Genomic DNA, 19,254 nt, shown 5'->3' with positions numbered 1-19,254 from the left:
ATATGTTATTTATTGTTTTTAACGCATTGAAGACAAAATTCAATAGAGAATCTTTTTTCAACTTGTTGGTTTTCCTTTTTAAACAAGTATTATATTTACAATCACAAAAGTATAAAATATCCTTATGATAACAAGTGTTTTTAAAAAATCTACGCCATTAAATTATTCCCTGGTCGTAATTTTGATACTGGTTTTCTTTTTTATTTTTCAAATTAAAGATCCATCATGGGTGAGTTCTTATTTTTTGGCGTTCCAAAAAGTAAGTCTATTACTGTTTATTTTGGCCTCTTTTTTCCTGATTAATTTTATTGTAAAAAAGAACGGACTCAGTAAAGACAACGGTTACGCGATATTATTTTACCTATTGTTTATATTGTTTTTCCCCACAATATTTAATAATTCGAATGTAATATATGCCAACTTTTTTATCTTGTTGGCACTTCGAAGATTAATTTCGCTACAATCCTTAAAAGCATCAAAAGAAAAAATATTTGACGCTTCTTTTTGGATTTTGATAGCTTCTTTATTTCAATTTTGGTGTATTCTTTTCCTGATATTGGTTTTTATATCGATTGTTTTTCATGTTTCGAGAGATTACAGAAACTGGGTTTTACCTTTTATAGCACTTGTAGCAGTATCAATACTTTTTTTATTAATATCATTAATCTTCCATATTGATATTATAGATTTTTTCCAGCAACGTGCTGTAATTGATTTTAATATCGATTATTTCAAAAATAATTACGAGAACGGAGCACTTTCAATTTATGTTGCTGTAGCTTTATTTTTTGTGGTTTCAATGTTGAGTACTTTGTCAAATAGACCTCAAATTGTGCATTCTTCATACAAAAAAATCGTAGCCTGCTTTTTTATTGCGGCTTTTGTTTACATTGTTTCGCCAGATAAGAGCAACGATTTATTATTATTTAGTATTGCCCCTTTAACCGTTATGGCTACAGGTCATGTCGAATACATGCAGCAAAAACTGAATAACGAAATTGTTTTCTATGTCTTGATTTTGTGTAGTTTATTTACGTTTTTCTCTCAACTATAATTTACTTCCGTAAGCAAGATCACCTGCATCACCAAGACCCGGAACAATGTAGTTTTTCTCATTTAATTTCTCGTCTCTTGAAGCTACCCATAAATGGCAGTTTTCAGGAAGATTTTTCTCCAGATAAGCAATTCCTTCCGGAGCAGCGATAACGACTACAATATGAATTTCTTTTGGAGTAGCGTTCTGAATTAATTTTTCGTGAACAGCAACGATAGACTGACCGGTTGCCAACATGGGGTCAAGTAATAAAACAGTTTTGTTATTAATGTTTGAAACTGCTTGATATTCAACTCTAATTTCAAACTCATCATCATTATTTGGATGATATCTGCAGGCAGAAACAAAGCTGTTCTCAGCATGGTCAAAGTAATTCAAAAAACCATTATGAAGCGGTAATCCGGCTCTTAAAATAGAACATAAAACCAAGTCACTTTCGATTTCGGTTGTTTTTTTAATGCCAAGTGGAGTTTGAATTTCAACATTTTTGTAAGCCAGGTCTTTACTTAGCTCATAAGCCATAATTTCGCCAATCCGTTCTATATTTCTTCTAAAACGCATACTGTCGTTTTGAACATTTACGTTTCTGATTTGACCTAAAAAATGATTTAATACGCTATTATTCTCTGATATATAATGAATTTTCATAATGAATTTTTAATGTAACCGTTTGTTTATGATGTATAAACGAAAAAATAATTGTTTTTTTCGCACCATAAAAGTATAAAAAGTATCTTTGTGTCTCTAACAAATTAAAGACATGTTTTCAAAATTAGCATATTCGGTTTTCGAACAAAGCATCAAAGATTATCATCAATTTGATAATGTTGACCAACCTATAAACAATCCTTATCCTAAGGATAAATTCGAACATTTGTTATATCTAAAAAACTGGATTGACACTGTTCAATGGCATTTTGAAGATATTATTCGTGATCCGCAAATTGATCCGATAGCGGCTCTTACTTTAAAAAGAAGAATCGATGCATCAAATCAGGAACGTACTGATATGGTAGAATATATCGATAGTTATTTTTTACAAAAATACAGCGATGTAAAAGTAAAAGATGGTGCAAAAATCAATTCAGAAAGTCCGGCCTGGGCTTTTGACAGATTATCAATTCTGGCTTTAAAAATTTATCACATGCAGGAAGAAGCTACTCGTGCAGAAGCTTCACAAGAACACAGGGATAAATGTCAGGAAAAATTAAATGTACTTTTAGAACAAAGAAGTGATTTATCGACTGCAATAGACGATTTACTTACTGATATTGAAAATGGAGATAAATTCATGAAAGTGTACAAACAAATGAAAATGTACAATGATGATGAATTGAATCCTGTTTTATACCAAAACAAAAAATAATTGGCAGAATTGTCCAATAAAATTAAGCATATAGCCGTCATGAGACTATCCGCAATGGGAGATGTCGCCATGACGGTTCCTGTTTTACGCGCTTTTGTAAAACAGTATCCGGAGGTGAAAATCACGGTAATTTCACGTCCGTTTTTCAGGCCATTTTTTGACGGAATTCCCAATCTTAACTTTTTTGTTTTTGATGAAAAAGAACGTCACAAAGGTTTTTCCGGACTTATACGTTTATTCAGAGATGTAAAAAAGCTCAAAATTGATGCTTTTGCGGATCTTCACAACGTTTTAAGGTCTAAAATTGTGGGTTTGCTTTTCGCTTTAAGCGGAAAAAAAAGAGCTACAGTTGACAAAGGAAGAGAAGGTAAAAAAGAATTGACAAGACCCGAAAACAAAGTTTTCAAACAATTGCCTACCATGTTCGAAAGACATGCAAAAGTGTTTGAAGAACTTGGTTTTTCTTTAGATTTATCCAATCCTGAATTTCCTGAAAAGGCAAATTTAAGTTCAGAAATTCTTGGTATTATTGGTAATCAGAACCAAAAATTAATCGGAATTGCACCATTTGCACAATACGATTCTAAAGTTTATCCTCTTGATTTAATGCAGGAAGTAATTGCAAAATTGGCGGAAAATAAAAATCAGACGATTTTACTTTTTGGCGGAGGAAAGAAGGAAATCGAAATTTTAGACTCACTTGCGCAACCATTTGAAAATGTAATTAACATGGCCGGAAAAATTAAATTCCAGCAGGAATTACAATTAATCAGCAATCTTGATGTTATGCTTTCTATGGATTCCGGAAATGCACATATTGCAGCAATGCTGGGCGTAAAAGTAATTACCCTTTGGGGTGCGACACATCCTTACGCAGGATTTTTGCCGTTTAACCAGAAGATGGAAAATAGTTTAACTTCAGACCGAAATCAATATCCAAAATTACCAACATCGGTTTATGGAAACAAAATTGTCGAAGGATATGAAGATGCCATGAGAACAATTTTGCCAGAAGATGTTGTTTATAAGGTAAATACCAATACCTAACAATACCAAAAATGGAGAAAAAGTAAGATCTTTGTCAGAGTTTTAAACTTTGACAAAGATCTTACTTTTAATTTTAAAGCTATTTTTTATAAGCTTAGAAAAAGATATCCTAATACTTTCTTTTTGTTTTTGTCAACAACAACTTCAACAAACTGATTTTCTTTTTCTGTAGCTAGTAAAATGTATTCTCTATCCTCAGCTGAATTTCGGTAAACTTTATGTACCAATTCAGATTCTTTAATTTTTTTAGATAAAATTTTAGCCGCTTTTAATTCGCTTACATATGGCCAAATATTAAAAAAACTATCAGAGATTGATACTTCTTTAATTTCCTTAGCAGTTGAAGAATTATACTCTTCTTTTGAAAGGAGTTTGGGAGCTTTTCTGTTTTTTCCTGCTTTAATTATAAAATAGCCACAGATTAGTGCAGTTATTACAAAAAGTAGTATAAAAGTTAGACGGAGGTAGTGATGCATTTCCATGATATTTAATGTTTTAAACGTGTTAACAATTAAATGCAGCTTTACAAAATGTGTCTTTAAAAGATAAAGATCTATCAGTCTTGAGCATACTACTAATTTAGTAAAATTTAAGGACATTTTTTAAAAAATACTCAAAAAAATAAATAGATTTTCGATATTTTTTTAAATCAAAAATTCTATTAGAAAAATATCATAGAGGAGAAAGATAAGCGCAAAAAAAAATCCAAATTTCAACGTTAAAATTGAAATTTGGAATTTTATATTTTGAGAGTTTAACAATTAAACATCGTCATAATCAACATAAATAGTATCTGATGTAGGATGTGCCTGACATGTTAAAATTAAGCCATCAGCGATTTCTCTGTCTGTTAAAATTGAATTTTTAGTCATTTCTGCACTTCCGGAAGTTACACGAGCCAGACAGCTGCTGCAAATTCCGCCCTGACAAGAATATGGAGCGTCAATTCCTTGTTTTAGAGCTGCATCTAAGATAGTTTGCTTTTGAGACATTTCGAATGAAACTTCGTCATCATCTACTAAAACAGTAATTTTTGTATGTCCTTCTAATGAAGTATTAATTTTATTTTCCTGAGATGAAGACGTAAAAAGCTCAAACTTAATGGCTGATTCTTTTACATTTTTCTCTTTTAAAATAGAAGAAACAGTATTGATCATTTCTTCTGGTCCACACAAGAAAAATTTATCAAACTGTAATTCTTTGTGTTTGTTGTTTAAAACAAAATTTACAGCTGATTTTTCGATTCTGCCAAACAAAGCATTTTCGGCTTTAGCCTGACTAAAAACATAATGCACGAAAAAACGGCCTACATATTTTAGTTGTAAATCATGTAATTCCTGGTAAAAAATAGTTTCTTCAGGAGTTCTGTTTCCATAAACCAGCACAAATGAACTTTTTGGTTCACTTTTCAAAACCGATTTTATAATAGAAAGCACAGGAGTAATTCCGCTTCCGGCAACAAAAGCCGCATAGTTTTTTTGTCTTTCAGCATCCGGTTCAAAAGTAAATTTTCCTTCCGGATGACCTACTTCAAGAACATCACCGGCTTTAAGTTTTGTATTTGCAAATTGAGAAAACAAACCATTTTTGACTGCTTTTACTGCAATTCGTAATTCACCGCTTTCAGGTGCGGAACAAATAGAATAAGCACGACGAATTTCTTGATTATCAAGTGTTAATTTTAAATTTATGTATTGTCCTGCAATAAATTTATAGTCTTGTTTTAGTTCTTCCGGAACATTAAAAAGTACAGAAACTGCATCGGTAGTTTCGCGTTTTACCTCTTTAATTATAAGTTTTAAAAATGAAGGCATGATTGTATATTTTATGCAAAAGTAGCAAACGGAGATTAAATGAGAGGCACGAAAATATTATTTTTAACTTTTTTTGTAACGTTTTCTTACATTTGATCACTTACTACAAAACTCAAAACAAAATAACCATGATTAAAAAGTTTATTTATCTTGAATGGAAGGCCTTTATCAGATCTGCATCATTTGGTACAAATGTGGCAATGAAAATTTTAATTGGTTTTTTGATGGTTTATTTTTCGGTACTTTTTATCGGAATGGGTGTAGGATCATTTTATGTATTAAAGAAAATGAACCTTGAACCATTAACAACTATCAATAAATTTTTAATTTATTATTTTCTAACAGACCTTGTTATTCGTTTATTAATGCAGGCGATACCAGTATTAAATATTAAGCCCTTATTGGTTTTACCTTTCAAAAAACCAACGATTGTTCATTTTTCATTAGGCAAAACTGCTTTGTCATTTTTTAACTGGGTTCATGCTCTTTTCTTTGTTCCTTTTTCTATTGTGCTAGTTCTGGAAGGTTATGATATTACAGGAGTTATTTTCTGGTTTTTGGCAGCTTTTTCTATAGTATATATCAATAATTTTTTAAATATTATTTTAAGCAATATAGACAAATTGTTTGCTCTTTTTATTGTATTAATTCTTGTTTTAGCCGGAGCACAATACTATAAAGTATTTGATATTACAACTTTTACAACCCCATGTTTTCAGGAATTTTATGAAACAAAAGGAATGTTTTTAATTCCTGTTTTAGTATTAATCGGATTGTATCAGTTTACATACAAGTATTTCAAAAGCAATTTGTTTTTAGATGCCGGACTTTCTAAGAAAGAAGATATTGCGACAACAGAAAACCTTTCCTGGTTAAATCAGTTTGGAACATTAGGAACTTTTTTGAAGAATGATATTAAACTGATTAAAAGAAACAAAAGATCAAAAACGACTTTGGTCATGAGCTTTTTCTTTTTGTTTTACGGACTGATCTTTTTTGGAAATTCACATCAGCCGGAAGTGATGTATATTTTTGCCGGAATATTTGTTTCAGGAGGGTTTTTGTTTGTCTTTGGTCAGTTTGTACCAAGTTGGGATAGTTCTTATTATCAATTAATGATGACACAAAATATTCCATATCGCGGATATATTACGTCAAAATGGTGGCTGATTGTTATTGCAACTCTTATTTCGACCATAATTGCTTCATTCTATCTTTTTTATGGATGGGAAATTTATTTAACCATTGTTGTAGGTGCAATTTATAATATTGGAGTTAATTCTCACCTGGTTCTTTTAGGAGGAGCTTTTACAAAAACACCAATAGATTTAAGTTCAGCAGGCGGAGCTTTTGGTGATAAAAAAGCATTTAATGTAAATGCTATGCTCCTAACCTTACCAAAAATATTATTACCATTAGGGCTTTATGCTATTGGTCTTTATTTAGGAAATAAAACGATAGGACTTGCACTTGTTGCCGGAGCCGGAGTTTTAGGATTTATCTTTAAAGATATGGTGTTTTCATTGATCGAAAAAAGATATAAAATCGAGAAATACAGCACAATAAGCGCTTATAAACAGAAAAAATAAAGAGTAAAATGTGTCAATGAAATCATGAACTTCAATTGGCATAATCTAAAAAACAATAATCTAAAAAAACCGACAATTATCATGATACAAGTAAATCAACTTTCAAAAAAATATAACGGAACAACAGTTTTAAACATTAATAATCTTGAAATTCCAAAAGGACAAAGTTTTGGACTAGTGGGGAATAACGGAGCAGGAAAAACGACTTTTTTCAGTTTATTACTAGATTTGATTCAGCCTTCGACAGGAAATATCATAAACCATAATATTCAGATAAATACAAGCGAAAACTGGAAATCTTTTACAGGATCTTTCTTAGATGAAAGTTTTTTGATTGGATATCTGACTCCGGAAGAATATTTTTATTTTATTGGCGATTTACGTCATCAGAACAAAGCAGATATTGATGTCTTGCTGGCACAACATGAAGAGTTTTTTAATGGAGAAATCCTGAACAATAAAAAATACCTGAGAGATTTATCTAAAGGAAATCAGAAGAAAGTGGGGATAATAGCAACACTTATTGGAAATCCGGAAGTAGTTATTTTAGATGAACCTTTTGCTAATTTAGATCCAACAACAGTAAGCAGATTAAAAAAAATAATTAAAGATCTTGCAGAAAATCCAAATGTTACTGTATTGGTTTCCAGTCATGATTTGCAGCATACAGTAGAGGTTTGTGATCGAATTGTAGCGCTTAATAAAGGCGAAGTGGTAAAAGATATTCAAACATCAAAAGAAACCTTACAAGAACTCGAATCGTTTTTTGCAGTATAAATTTCTATATTTCAAAAAGAAGCGTATTTTTACAAGTCATTATACTAAAAATCCTTTTTAGAAGTTAATTGATTTAAACTCTTTTCTATTGAAAAAGAATACTCTTAAATATAGTTTTTTTCTTGTTTTTTTATTCCTTTTGATAGCTTGCTCTACCAAGAATAATACTTTTATAAACAGGAATTCCCATGCTTTAAGTACCAAGTACAATATTTTGTACAATGGCGGAATTGGCCTGGAGAAAGGTTTAAAATCTATTCAGGCCAATAATCAGGATAATTTCTGGAAAATGCTGCCTATAGAAAAAATGCAATTCGATGAAAATTTTTCTCAGGGTGAAAAAGCAAAAAATCCTGATTTTGAAAAAGCAGAAACAAAAGCTACAAAAGCCATTCAAAAGCACTCCATGAATATTGGCGGACGAGAGCGAAATTCACAAATCGATGAAGCTTATTTAATGCTTGGAAAAGCAAGATATTATGATCAGCGTTTTATTCCGGCACTCGAAGCATTCAATTATATTTTATATAAATATCCAAACAGCAGTAATATTTATACCGCAAAAATCTGGCGTGAAAAAACCAATATGCGTTTAGGAAATGATGCAATTGCGTTAAAAAACATTAAGCTGTTATTAAAAAATACAGATTTAAAAAAGCAGACTTTTTCAGATGCCAACGCTTTACTGGCAGAAGCATTCTTAAATATTGAAGAAAAAGACAGTGCTATTACAAAACTTAAAATTGCCGAAAAATTTAGCAGAATAAACGAAGACAAAGCAAGATATCGTTTTATTTTGGGGCAAATGTATCAGGAAGCCGGAAAAAAAGACAGCGCCAATTATTTCTATGATGGTGTAATCGACATGAACCGAAAAGCCGATAGAAAATACATGATGCATGCTTATGCTAAAAAAGCACAGATGTTTGATTACGAAAATGGTAATCAGGAGTTGTTTTTAGAAATGTATAATAAATTAGTTGCTGATCGCGAAAACCGACCTTATTATGACGTTTTGTTTTATGAAATGGGAGTGTTTTTTGACAAAACAAATCAGCAGGAAGATGCGTTTATTTTCTATAATAAATCATTGTCAAGAAAATCCAAAGATCCTTATTTAGTTGCATCAGCCTATAGAAATATAGGAAACATGTATTTTAAAAATACAAATTATACAATGGCGGCCAAATATTATGACAGTACATTGGTAAAATTAGATCCTAAAACAAGAGAATTTGCTTTTATTCAAAAAAACAGAAAAAATTTAGATAACGTAATTAAATACGAAGCAGTAGCAAAACGCAATGACAGTATAATTAAGGTATATGGATTACCGCCCGCTGATAGAAAAAGTTATTTCGAAGATTACATTGCTGAGCTTAAAAAGAAAGATGAAGCAAAACGTCTTTTAGAAGAAAAGCAAAAAGAAAGATTAGCCAATATAGATCGTAATACCAATGCGAATAGCGGACCAACAGCAGTTAATCCCAATGCAATTGGAAAAAGCGATCCGGGTGTAGGAGCATTTAATCCGCCATCAGGAAATGAAACGACCAGTACCTTTTACTTTTATAATCCAACAACAGTTGCATACGGAAAACTTCAGTTTAAAAAAATGTGGGGTAACAGAACTGTAGCTGGTAACTGGAGACTTGCCGGAATAAAATCGGCTAATAATGCTGCAATGATTAATGACAGTATAATTAATAGTAAGGATGCGGCCAATGCATTAAAAGATTCTGTGGTTATTGAAAAATACACAACAGCTTTTTACGAAAAACAACTTCCTACCACACAAACTGCAATGGACAGTATTGGTAAAGAGCGTAATTTTGCGTACTATCAATTAGGACTTATTTATAAAGAGAAATTTAAGGAATACGATCTGGCAAGTAATAAACTGGAACAGCTTTTAAAAAACAAACCCGAAGAAAAGCTGATTTTGCCATCTATGTATAATTTGTATAAAATTTATCAGATAACAAATCCGGCCAGAGCCGAAAGAATAAAGTCTGACATTACAGCTAATTATCCAACTTCGAGATACGCACAAATTTTAAACAATACCAATTCAGAAGATCTCGCCTCTCCGGATAAAGAATATCAAAAATGGTATAAGTTATATCAGGAAGAACAGTTTGATACCGTTTTAGATAATATTGATAATCTGATCAATCAATATTCAGGAGATGAGATTGTTTCTAAATACGAATTACTAAAAGCAAATACTTTAGGGAAAGTAAATGGTTTGGCAGCATATAAAAAAGCATTAGAAACAGTTGCCGATAATTATCCAAACAGTGACGAAGGTAAAAATGCCAGAGAGATTTTAGAAAATCAAATTCCGGGTCTTGAAAAACTTGATTTTACATCAGTTGACAGCAAAAACTGGAAAATTTTATATGTAGTTCCTAATAACGATTCTAAAACGCGTAAAAAAATTGAAGAAGCAATTAGAGTGTTTTTATTAGTTGAAAATTATGAGAGATTAACAACTTCATTTGATAAATACAACAGAACAGAAAGTTTTGTAGTTGTTCATGGTTTAAAATCAGAGGCGTATGCCAGAGATATTTCGGGAGTTTTTAGAGATGACAAAAAATATAAAATATCAGATCCGGCAATTATCATATCAAGTGATAATTACAAATTGATTCAAATTAAAAAGAATCTCGAAACCTACTTAGCCCCAAAAACCCCATAATCATGTTTGATAAAGTCAAAAAAAACGGAACAGAACTTTTAGGAAAAACAAATAGAATAGTCGAAGGAACCTCCATAATAGGAGATATTGTATCTAAAGCCGATTTTAGATTAGATGGCGAATTAATTGGTAACTTTACTTCGCAAGGAAAATTAGTTATAGGAGCATCAGGAGTTGTAAAAGGCGAGATTGTTTGTAACAATGCTGATATTGAAGGAGAATTTCAAGGTAAAATTAAAGTTTTGGAGATTCTTAATATTAAAGCTTCCGCGCAAATTCATGGAGAAGTTGCTGTTGGAAAACTGTCTATTGAACCAGGAGCCGATTTTACAGCTACCTGTACCATGCTAACTCATACTAAAGAAGTTACTCTAAAAGATGGAAAAGGAACCGAATAAAAATCAAAGAAATAAATGGATAGCACTCATTAACATTCCCATTCAAATGGGTGCTATTATTTTCTTATTTTCCTATTTAGGAAGCTGGTTAGACGAAAATCATCCCAGTCCAAAAGTCTATTATAATAAAATCCTTGTGATGGTTGGTGTTGCCATCGCATTGTATAATGTAATTCGTCAGGTTAACGAAATCAACAAAACAAAGTAATTTATCTTTATAAAATAGCTTTGAATAAATGTTGCATCTTTGCATAAAAAATATTCAAATGTTTTTAAAAAATTACAAAACCATTTACCACCTATTTTTACTTGCACTAATATCCTATATAATTCATAAAGGTATTTTTTTGATTTTTGAAATTCAGGATCAGAATTTTCATTATACTATAGAATCGTTGTATTTGATTTTTTTTGCATTTGCAACCGTGCTTTTCATGATATTACTGAGGTTTAAAACAACTCACTTTGATAATATAGGAATGCTTTTTATGGGCGGAACTTTTATTCAAATGGTATTTTTGTACTTTGTTTTGAGACCTATTTTGGTAGATAAGTTTCAGAACATGGCGATTGAAAAAATGAATTTTTTTATAACATTTATTTTGTTTTTGTTATTTGAGACGCTTTTAACTATCCGATTATTAAATGAAAAGCGTTAAAATAGCAATTCTGTAAAACAAGGTTCAAAAATAATTTTTCATATCCTTTTGAATATTAATAAAAAATGTACCTTTGCACCAAATTTTAGAAACGTAAAAAAACAAGATTTTTAACAGATATGGTGATTTCAAACAAACCACTCAGATTTATCCTTGTAGCTTTAGTAGCTTGTCTTCCAATAATAAGCTTTGCTAATTCAGAAAAAGACGCCGCACACAATCAAACTGAAGCAACTCATGAAGCTGCTGCTGCAGAAGGTCATCATGCAGAGCCAACTGACATAAAATCTAAAATTAAGACTTTTATTGGTCACCACGTTTTAGATTCTCATGATTTTACTTTTACTCAGGATGATGAGACAGGAAAGTATTATGGTTTCCCATTGCCAGTTATTATCTGGGATAATGGTTTGCAGATTTTTTCTTCATCAAAATTCAATCACGGTCATGCCGTAGCTGAATCAAATGGAAATTATTATGCAATCAATCATCATGATGGTAAAATTTACAAAACAGATGCCAGCGGAAAAATCGATGAAGACGAAAAAACAGGACATCCTACAAATGTTCGTCCATTAGACTTTTCAATTACAAAAACAGTACTTTCTATTTTTGTTGCTGCTTTATTAATGTTTTGGTTGTTTACAAGTTTAGCTAAATCGTATGCTAAAAATGGAGGAATTGCTTCCGGAGCCGGAAGATTTTTCGAACCTCTTGTAGTTTTCATCCGTGACGAAGTCGCTATTCCAAACATTGGAGAGAAGCATTATAAAAAATATATGAGTTATTTATTGACAATCTTTTTCTTTGTATTGTTTTTAAATATTTTCGGATTAACTCCGCTAGGGATTAATGCTACAGGTAATTTAACAATTACATTCTCTTTAGCAATCCTTACCTTCTTAATTACAAATCTTACTGCTAATAAAAATTACTGGGGTCACATTTTTTGGATGCCTGGTGTTCCAAAACCAATGAGAATTATTTTGGCGCCAATTGAATTGTTAGGAGTTTTCATTAAGCCATTTTCATTAATGATTCGTTTGTACGCAAATATTTTTGCAGGTCACATCGTATTAATGAGTATTATCGGATTAATGTTTATCTTTAAGAGCTGGATTGGAAGCACTCTGTCTTTCGGATTATCATTTGCACTTTCTATACTAGAGATTTTAGTAGCATTTTTACAAGCCTATATTTTTACAATGCTGTCTGCACTTTATTTTGGTTCAGCAGTAGAAGAGCACCACCACGAAGAGGAGGGGCATCACTAAGTCGAAAGTTAAATGTCAAAAGTCTGAAAGCAATAATAATGACTTTAAGACTGTACAACTTTAGACTCATAAAAAAGAATGTTTAATTTTTAATATATACATAATATGAACGGTTTAAATTTCATTGGAGCAGGATTAATCGTAATCGGAGCTGCTTTAGGTATTGGTAGAATTGGTGGTTCAGCAATGGACGCTATTGCTCGTCAACCAGAAGCTTCAGGAAAAATCCAAACAGCTATGCTTATCGCTGCTGCACTTATTGAAGGTATTGGTTTCGCTGCATTATTCGCTGCTTAATTAAAACACAAAAAACAATAGTTGCAACGGTTGGTTGTAACTATTGTTTTAAAAATAAAACATTAAAATAAAATTGCTCTCTGCGGTAATTTAAAAAGATATAATTTAAAATTTATAATTCTATATAATGGAAAAGTTAATAAATCAGTTCGAGTTCGGTTTGTTCTTTTGGCAAGTATTAATATTTGTTGGATTAATTTTCTTGTTGAAAAAATTTGCTTGGAAACCTATTCTTGATGCAGTAAATGATAGAGAGCAAGGAATTAAAGATGCGTTACTTTCTGCAGAAAATGCAAGACAGGAAATGCAAAATTTACAAGCTGATAATCAAAGAATTTTGAACGAGGCTCGTGCAGAACGTGATGCTATGCTAAAAGAAGCTCGTGAGATGAAAGAGAAAATGATTGCTGATTCTAAAAACGAAGCACAGGCACAAGGTCAAAAAATGATCGAGCAGGCTAAAGCGGCTATCGAAAGTGAAAAAAATGCTGCTATGGCTGAATTGAAATCACAAGTTTCAACTTTATCATTAAGCATTGCTGAAAAATTATTGAAAGAAGAATTATCTAACAAAGAAGCTCAAACTAAATTAGTAGAGAAAATGTTAGGTGACGTAAAGCTAAACTAAGATTATGGCAAGTACAAGAGCAGCAATTCGTTATGCAAAAGCAATTCTGGACTTGGCAAACTCTAGAGGTGTTGCCGAAGTTGTCAATAACGATATGAAGTCGATTGCCTCTGCGATTCAGACTAATGAAGAATTGAGTGCCTTTATTCAAAACCCAACTACAAGAGTTGAAGTGAAAGAAAGTGCTCTTTTAGAAGTTTTTACAAATGTAAATGGTATTACTAAAGGTTTATTCCATTTATTATTTGAAAACAAAAGATTTGAAATTCTGGAAGCAATTGCTGTAGAATATAGTAATGTTTTTGATCAGAGCAACGGAATCGAAGTAGCAAAAGTTACAACGGCAGTTTCAATGGATGCAGCTTTAGAAGCTAAAGTTTTAGCTAAAATTGCAACATTATCAGATAAAAAAATTACAATAGAAAATATAGTAGATCCATCAATCATTGGAGGATTTATTTTAAGAATTGGTGACAAGCAATATAATGCTTCAGTTGCAAACAGATTACAAGTATTAAAAAGAGAGTTAAGTAATTAGTTTTATTACACATAAAAGTGTCTAAATTATAAATTAAGATGGCGGAAATCAAACCTGCTGAAATTTCAGCAATATTAAGAAAGCAAGTAGAAGGTTTTGAATCTGGTGCTACGCTAGAGGAAGTAGGAACAGTACTTCAAGTTGGAGACGGTATTGCTCGTATTTACGGGCTATCTAATGTACAATATGGTGAGTTAGTTGAATTTGAAAACGGACTTGAAGCTATTGTATTGAACCTTGAAGAAGACAACGTTGGTGTGGTACTTTTAGGACCATCAACTGGTATCAAAGAAGGATCAACAGCAAAAAGAACACAACGTATTGCTTCTCTTAAAGTAGGTGAGCAAATGGTAGGACGTGTAGTAAACACTCTTGGTTTTCCAATTGATGGAAAAGGACCAATTGGTGGAGACTTATACGAAATGCCATTAGAAAGAAAAGCACCTGGTGTTATCTTCCGTCAGCCAGTTACTGAGCCATTACAAACAGGAGTAAAAGCAGTAGATGCTATGATCCCGGTTGGTCGTGGACAACGTGAGCTTGTTATTGGTGACCGTCAAACAGGTAAATCAACTGTTTGTATCGATACAATCTTAAATCAAAAAGAATTTTACGATGCAGGAAAACCTGTATTCTGTATATATGTTGCAATTGGACAAAAAGCTTCAACTGTAGCAGGAATCGCAAAAATGTTAGAAGAAAAAGGAGCAATGGCTTATACAGTTATCGTTGCTGCTAATGCTTCTGATCCGGCTCCAATGCAAGTTTACGCTCCATTCGCTGGTGCTGCAATTGGAGAGTATTTTAGAGATTCAGGTCGTCCGGCACTTATTGTGTATGATGATTTATCTAAACAAGCTGTTGCTTACCGTGAGGTTTCTCTTTTATTAAGAAGACCACCGGGACGTGAGGCTTACCCTGGAGACGTTTTCTACTTACACTCTCGTTTATTAGAGCGTGCTTGTAAAGTAATTGCTGATGACGGAATTGCTAAAAATATGAACGATTTACCAGATTCTATCAAGTCTATCGTAAAAGGTGGTGGTTCATTAACTGCATTGCCAATTATCGAAACTCAGGCTGGTGACGTTTCTGCATATATCCCAACAAACGTAATTTCGATTACAGATGGTCAGATTTTCCTTGATGGAGATTTGTTCAACTCTGGAGTTCGTCCAGCAATCAACGTAGGTATTTCTGTATCTCGTGTTGGAGGTAATGCTCAGATTAAATCAATGAAAAAAGTTTCGGGAACTTTAAAATTAGACCAGGCTCAATTCCGTGAATTAGAAGCTTTCGCTAAATTTGGTTCTGATTTGGATTCAGTTACTTTAAACGTAATTGAAAAAGGAAAAAGAAACGTTGAAATCTTAAAACAAGGTTTAAATGATCCTTATCCTGTAGAAAATCAGGTAGCTATTATTTACGCTGGTTCTAAAAACTTATTAAGAAACGTTCCTGTAAATAAAGTAAAAGAATTTGAAGCTGATTTCTTAGCTTACTTAAACAGTAAACATAAAGATACGCTTAACGCGTTAAAAGCTGGTAAATTAGATGACAACATTACTGACGTTATCGAAAAAGCAGCAAAAGAAATTTCAGCAAAATATATCTAATTAGATAATTCGTTAATTAGATAATTAGAAAATATCTCAGGAAACTTTCTAATTATCTAATTTTCAAATTGTCACATTTTTTAATCGACAAATGGCAAATTTAAAGGAAATCCGTAATAGAATTACTTCCGTTTCATCGACGATGCAAATTACATCGGCAATGAAAATGGTTTCTGCAGCAAAGCTTAAGAAAGCACAAGATGCAATCACTGCGATGCGCCCTTATGCCGAGAAATTAACGGAATTGTTGCAAAATCTTTCTGCTACACTAGATGGTGAAGTTGGAGGAGATTACACAACACAACGTGAAGTAAAAAAAGTATTGCTTGTAGCTATAACTTCAAACAGAGGTTTATGTGGTGCATTCAATTCTAATATTATTAAAGAGGTTAAAAACCGTTCTGCTTTTTATGCTGGAAAACAAGTTGATGTTTTTCCTATTGGTAAAAAAGGAAACGACGTTTTAAGTAAATCTTATAAAGTTCACGGTCATCATAATGCAATTTTTGATCATTTAACTTTTGAAAATGTTGCAGGGATTGCTGATAATTTGACTGAAAAATTCTTATCAGGAGAATATGACAGAATCGAATTGATCTACAATCAGTTTAAAAATGCAGCGACACAAATCGTTCAGACAGAACAATTTTTGCCGTTAGCTCCACTTAAATCTGATGTACCGGTAACAGCTGGAGATTATATTTTCGAACCTTCAAAAGAAGAAATCGTGTTGACTTTGATTCCTAAATCATTAAAAACACAATTATATAAAGGTATTCGTGATTCATTTGCTTCAGAACATGGGGCACGTATGACAGCAATGCACAAAGCAACTGACAACGCAACTGAATTAAGAAACCAATTAAAATTAACTTACAATAAAGCACGTCAGGCTGCTATTACAAACGAAATCCTTGAAATCGTTGGTGGAGCAGAAGCTTTGAACGGATAGTTTATTTAAGAATAAAGCAAAAGAGCCGACAAGTAATTGTCGGCTCTTTTTTTATAGTAGTTTTAGTTTTTTGAAATTAAACTTATAAAATGGTGATTCTCAATTTACCCAAAAACTGAGAATCAGGACCATTTTATAAAATTATTGCACAGATTTATCACCTCTGTAGTGCTTTGTCTTTTATGGGAACAAACTAGCTTTATTAGTCCCAATGCTCTGTTTTTTTAAGGGTTACATTTCAGCAGAATCAATCCCTGTGCTTTGTCTTTTATGGGAACAAACAAGCTTTATCAGTCCCGGTGCTTTGCTTTTTTAAGGGTTGTATTTTAGCTTTCCTCATTCCCTTTGATACAAAGTTAATAGAGAAGTACTTAGAATTATTTACACAATTTTTGTTCTTTATTATAGATTTCACACCTATAGGGTTTGAGAATTATATAATTGACAACAAAGAAAAATTGAGTATTTTTGAACGCTATATTCTTTACACAATGAAATTGAAAATACAAGAGCTTACGACTACAGAAGAAATGCTGGCACAAATAGAAACAATGAGATTTCTTTATCCAAAACTTTCTGTCGAAAAATATGAAGAATTTCTCTCTCAAATGGTTCCACACAATTATATTCAGATTGGGGTTTTTGAGAATGAAGTTTGTTTAGGTATTACAGGTTGCTGGTCATCTACTAAATTATGGACTGGAAAATATCTGGAGATAGATAATTTTGTTGTAAATCCTGAACATCGCTCTAAAGGAATTGGTAAATTACTAACAGATTATATAGAGCAAAAAGCAATTGATTTAGATTGCAGCAGTATTGTTTTGGATGCTTTTACAGGAAATTTTGCGGCACATCGTTTTTACTACAACCAGGGTTACGGACCAAAAGGTTTTCATTTTGTCAAAATATTAGATGAAAATAAATTGACACAATAAATTAAGTCACGTTTTTTTTTATTGAACCTGTAAAATCAATAATAAACCAAAGAATTGGTTATTTTTGTTCTATAAACTTTATTACACATATATTTTGGGATTATATAAAAATCTATTCAAACAAACCGCTATTTATGGACTAGCAACAGTTCTGCCAAGAATGCTAAGTTTTTTATTAGTTAGATTATATACCGGTATTTTGCCAACTGCAGAATATGGTGAGGTTTCGATTGTTTTGTCCTGGATGGTTTTCTTTAACGTAGTGCTGTCTTATGGTATGGAAACAGCATTTTTTAGATTCTATAGTGCCGAAGATGATAAGAAAAATGTAATCGCAACTTCTACAATTTCGATATTCTGGTCGTCAATTATTTTCTTATTTGCAGCTTTAATTTTTAGAAACACATTAGCAAGCCTTGCCGAAGTTGATGTACAATATATTACCTATACCGTTTGGATTCTGGTTTTAGATGCATTGGTTTTAATACCATTCTCTAAATTAAGAGCCAATCAAAGACCAATGGTGTATGCCGCAATAAAAATTGGAAATGTCGTAATCAATTTATTGCTTAACATATTCTTTTTAATGTATCTGCCAAAACTGGCAGCTTCACATCCTAATTCAGTTTGGGATAATTTATATGTAGAAAATTTTCAAATCGCTTATATCTTCATTGCAAACCTACTGGCGAGTTTAGCAACATTTATAGTGCTTTCGCCAAACTATCTTTCATTAGGAAGAAAATTTGATCCGGTACTTTGGAAAAAAATGATGAAATATGGTTTGCCTATTTTAGTTGCCGGACTGGCATTTGCAGTTAACGAACATTTTGATAAAATTCTATTAGGTTATTTGTTGCCTGAAAATCTTGCAAAATCTGAAGTTGGAGCATATTCAGCCTGTTACAAATTAGGTTTATTTATGGTTTTGTTCGCAACAGCCTTCAGATTAGGAATAGAACCATTCTTTTTCAGCCATGCTAAAAATGAAAATGCGCCTCAAACATATGCTACAATCACCAAGTATTTTGTGATTTTAGGATCTTTAATTTTATTGGGAGTAATAGTGTTTGCAGATGTTTTAAAATATCTTTTGCTTGATAATAAATCGTATTGGGAAGCAATGAAAGTTGTACCATTAATTATTTTGGCAAACTTCTTTTTAGGAATCTACAATAACTTATCGGTTTGGTATAAACTAACAGATAAAACAAAAATTGGAGCATATATCTCAATTGTTGGAGCTATTGTAACACTGCTTTTAAACTATTTTTTAATTCCAACATACAGTTATTACGGTTCAGCCATTGCCACTATTTCTGCTTACGGAAGTATGATGTTGATTTCGTATGTTTTGGGAAATAAATATTATCCAATTCCTTATGATATGAATAAAATTGGAGCCTATCTTGGCATTTCAATTGTATTTTCGGCTATTTCATTTTATGGATTTAGAGAAAATTACTTCGTTGGAGTGCCGTTATTCTTAGCATTCATTTATTTTGTTTATCATAACGAAAAATCTACTATCAAAGGAATGATGAAAAAATAGTGATATTCAAACTATTAGTCCATCTTCTTTATTAATCTTTTACAATTAAAA

Annotated in this window: 19 protein-coding genes; 16 read left to right on the top strand and 3 right to left on the bottom strand. The window is 31.9% G+C overall.

The features are described from left to right. The first annotated feature begins 124 nt into the window (after window positions 1-124). Window positions 125-1,054 carry a DUF6427 family protein gene (locus A4F88_RS06310; protein WP_068841707.1) on the top strand — a complete coding sequence of 310 codons (930 nt, stop codon included), beginning with the start codon at window positions 125-127 and terminating at the stop codon, window positions 1,052-1,054. On the opposite strand, the gene upp is transcribed toward A4F88_RS06310, so the two are convergent. After that, window positions 1,049-1,702: a uracil phosphoribosyltransferase gene (upp, locus tag A4F88_RS06305; protein ID WP_068841706.1), complete on the bottom strand. Its 654-nt coding sequence runs from the start codon at window positions 1,700-1,702 to the stop codon at window positions 1,049-1,051. The two genes, A4F88_RS06310 and upp, sit on opposite strands and share 6 nt — an antisense overlap. A gap of 112 nt (window positions 1,703-1,814) precedes the next feature. Here upp and A4F88_RS06300 point away from each other — a divergent pair, with 112 nt between their 5' ends. Both A4F88_RS06300 and A4F88_RS06295 read left to right on the top strand, forming a co-directional pair. Next, window positions 1,815-2,420, top strand: coding sequence for a DUF4254 domain-containing protein (locus A4F88_RS06300; RefSeq protein ID WP_068841705.1), 606 nt, complete (start codon window positions 1,815-1,817; stop codon window positions 2,418-2,420). 39 nt (window positions 2,421-2,459) lie between these two features. Then, window positions 2,460-3,467, top strand: a complete 1,008-nt coding sequence (locus tag A4F88_RS06295; protein WP_068841704.1) for a glycosyltransferase family 9 protein — start codon at window positions 2,460-2,462, stop codon at window positions 3,465-3,467. 86 nt (window positions 3,468-3,553) lie between these two features. Here A4F88_RS06295 and A4F88_RS06290 read toward each other — a convergent pair whose 3' ends face one another. Beyond that, on the bottom strand, window positions 3,554-3,949 hold the full coding sequence (locus tag A4F88_RS06290) for a hypothetical protein (protein WP_068842309.1): 396 nt from the start codon (window positions 3,947-3,949) through the stop codon (window positions 3,554-3,556). 279 nt (window positions 3,950-4,228) lie between these two features. Further along, on the bottom strand, window positions 4,229-5,281 hold the full coding sequence (locus A4F88_RS06285; RefSeq protein WP_068841703.1) for a ferredoxin--NADP reductase: 1,053 nt from the start codon (window positions 5,279-5,281) through the stop codon (window positions 4,229-4,231). 128 nt (window positions 5,282-5,409) lie between these two features. On the opposite strand from A4F88_RS06285, the gene A4F88_RS06280 reads away from it, so the two are divergent. The 13 genes from A4F88_RS06280 to A4F88_RS06215 all read left to right on the top strand — a co-directional run bounded on the left by A4F88_RS06280 (window position 5,410) and on the right by A4F88_RS06215 (window position 19,203). Further along, window positions 5,410-6,870 carry a DUF5687 family protein gene (locus A4F88_RS06280; RefSeq protein WP_068841702.1) on the top strand — a complete coding sequence of 487 codons (1,461 nt, stop codon included), beginning with the start codon at window positions 5,410-5,412 and terminating at the stop codon, window positions 6,868-6,870. 81 nt (window positions 6,871-6,951) lie between these two features. Further along, window positions 6,952-7,647, top strand: a complete 696-nt coding sequence (locus tag A4F88_RS06275) for an ABC transporter ATP-binding protein (RefSeq protein WP_068841701.1) — start codon at window positions 6,952-6,954, stop codon at window positions 7,645-7,647. 88 nt (window positions 7,648-7,735) lie between these two features. Continuing rightward, window positions 7,736-10,351, top strand: a complete 2,616-nt coding sequence (porW, locus tag A4F88_RS06270) for a type IX secretion system periplasmic lipoprotein PorW/SprE (RefSeq protein ID WP_068841700.1) — start codon at window positions 7,736-7,738, stop codon at window positions 10,349-10,351. Window positions 10,352-10,353: 2 nt separating this feature from the next. Beyond that, window positions 10,354-10,749 (top strand): bactofilin family protein, encoded by a 396-nt coding sequence (locus A4F88_RS06265; RefSeq protein WP_068841699.1) that lies wholly within the window; start codon window positions 10,354-10,356, stop codon window positions 10,747-10,749. Beyond that, window positions 10,730-10,957 carry an AtpZ/AtpI family protein gene (locus A4F88_RS06260; RefSeq protein WP_068841698.1) on the top strand — a complete coding sequence of 76 codons (228 nt, stop codon included), beginning with the start codon at window positions 10,730-10,732 and terminating at the stop codon, window positions 10,955-10,957. The genes A4F88_RS06265 and A4F88_RS06260 overlap by 20 nt, the downstream gene beginning before the upstream one ends. Before the next feature lie 570 nt (window positions 10,958-11,527). Beyond that, window positions 11,528-12,682, top strand: a complete 1,155-nt coding sequence (gene atpB, locus A4F88_RS06250) for a F0F1 ATP synthase subunit A (RefSeq protein ID WP_068841696.1) — start codon at window positions 11,528-11,530, stop codon at window positions 12,680-12,682. A gap of 105 nt (window positions 12,683-12,787) precedes the next feature. After that, the gene (gene atpE / locus A4F88_RS06245) at window positions 12,788-12,979 is read left to right on the top strand and encodes an ATP synthase F0 subunit C (RefSeq protein WP_053472986.1); all 192 of its coding nucleotides are present in this window, start codon (window positions 12,788-12,790) and stop codon (window positions 12,977-12,979) included. Window positions 12,980-13,106: 127 nt separating this feature from the next. Further along, the gene (locus tag A4F88_RS06240) at window positions 13,107-13,607 is read left to right on the top strand and encodes a F0F1 ATP synthase subunit B (RefSeq protein WP_068841695.1); all 501 of its coding nucleotides are present in this window, start codon (window positions 13,107-13,109) and stop codon (window positions 13,605-13,607) included. Window positions 13,608-13,611: 4 nt separating this feature from the next. Continuing rightward, the gene (atpH, locus tag A4F88_RS06235; RefSeq protein ID WP_068841694.1) at window positions 13,612-14,145 is read left to right on the top strand and encodes an ATP synthase F1 subunit delta; all 534 of its coding nucleotides are present in this window, start codon (window positions 13,612-13,614) and stop codon (window positions 14,143-14,145) included. A 38-nt stretch (window positions 14,146-14,183) separates the two neighbouring features. After that, window positions 14,184-15,761 (top strand): F0F1 ATP synthase subunit alpha, encoded by a 1,578-nt coding sequence (gene atpA, locus A4F88_RS06230; RefSeq protein WP_068841693.1) that lies wholly within the window; start codon window positions 14,184-14,186, stop codon window positions 15,759-15,761. 91 nt (window positions 15,762-15,852) lie between these two features. Next, window positions 15,853-16,713 (top strand): ATP synthase F1 subunit gamma, encoded by an 861-nt coding sequence (atpG, locus tag A4F88_RS06225; RefSeq protein ID WP_068841692.1) that lies wholly within the window; start codon window positions 15,853-15,855, stop codon window positions 16,711-16,713. 491 nt (window positions 16,714-17,204) lie between these two features. Next, entirely contained in the window at window positions 17,205-17,651 is a 447-nt protein-coding gene (locus A4F88_RS06220; protein ID WP_068841691.1) for a GNAT family N-acetyltransferase, read from the top strand. A gap of 94 nt (window positions 17,652-17,745) precedes the next feature. Beyond that, window positions 17,746-19,203 (top strand): lipopolysaccharide biosynthesis protein, encoded by a 1,458-nt coding sequence (locus tag A4F88_RS06215; RefSeq protein ID WP_068841690.1) that lies wholly within the window; start codon window positions 17,746-17,748, stop codon window positions 19,201-19,203. Window positions 19,204-19,254: the final 51 nt, after the last annotated feature.

Origin of the sequence: Flavobacterium chilense (assembly GCF_001602525.1) — a bacterium.
Lineage (GTDB): Bacteria > Bacteroidota > Bacteroidia > Flavobacteriales > Flavobacteriaceae > Flavobacterium > Flavobacterium chilense.
Note: the sequence above shows the minus strand (reverse complement) of the source record. Positions and strands in the feature narration are given on the sequence as shown.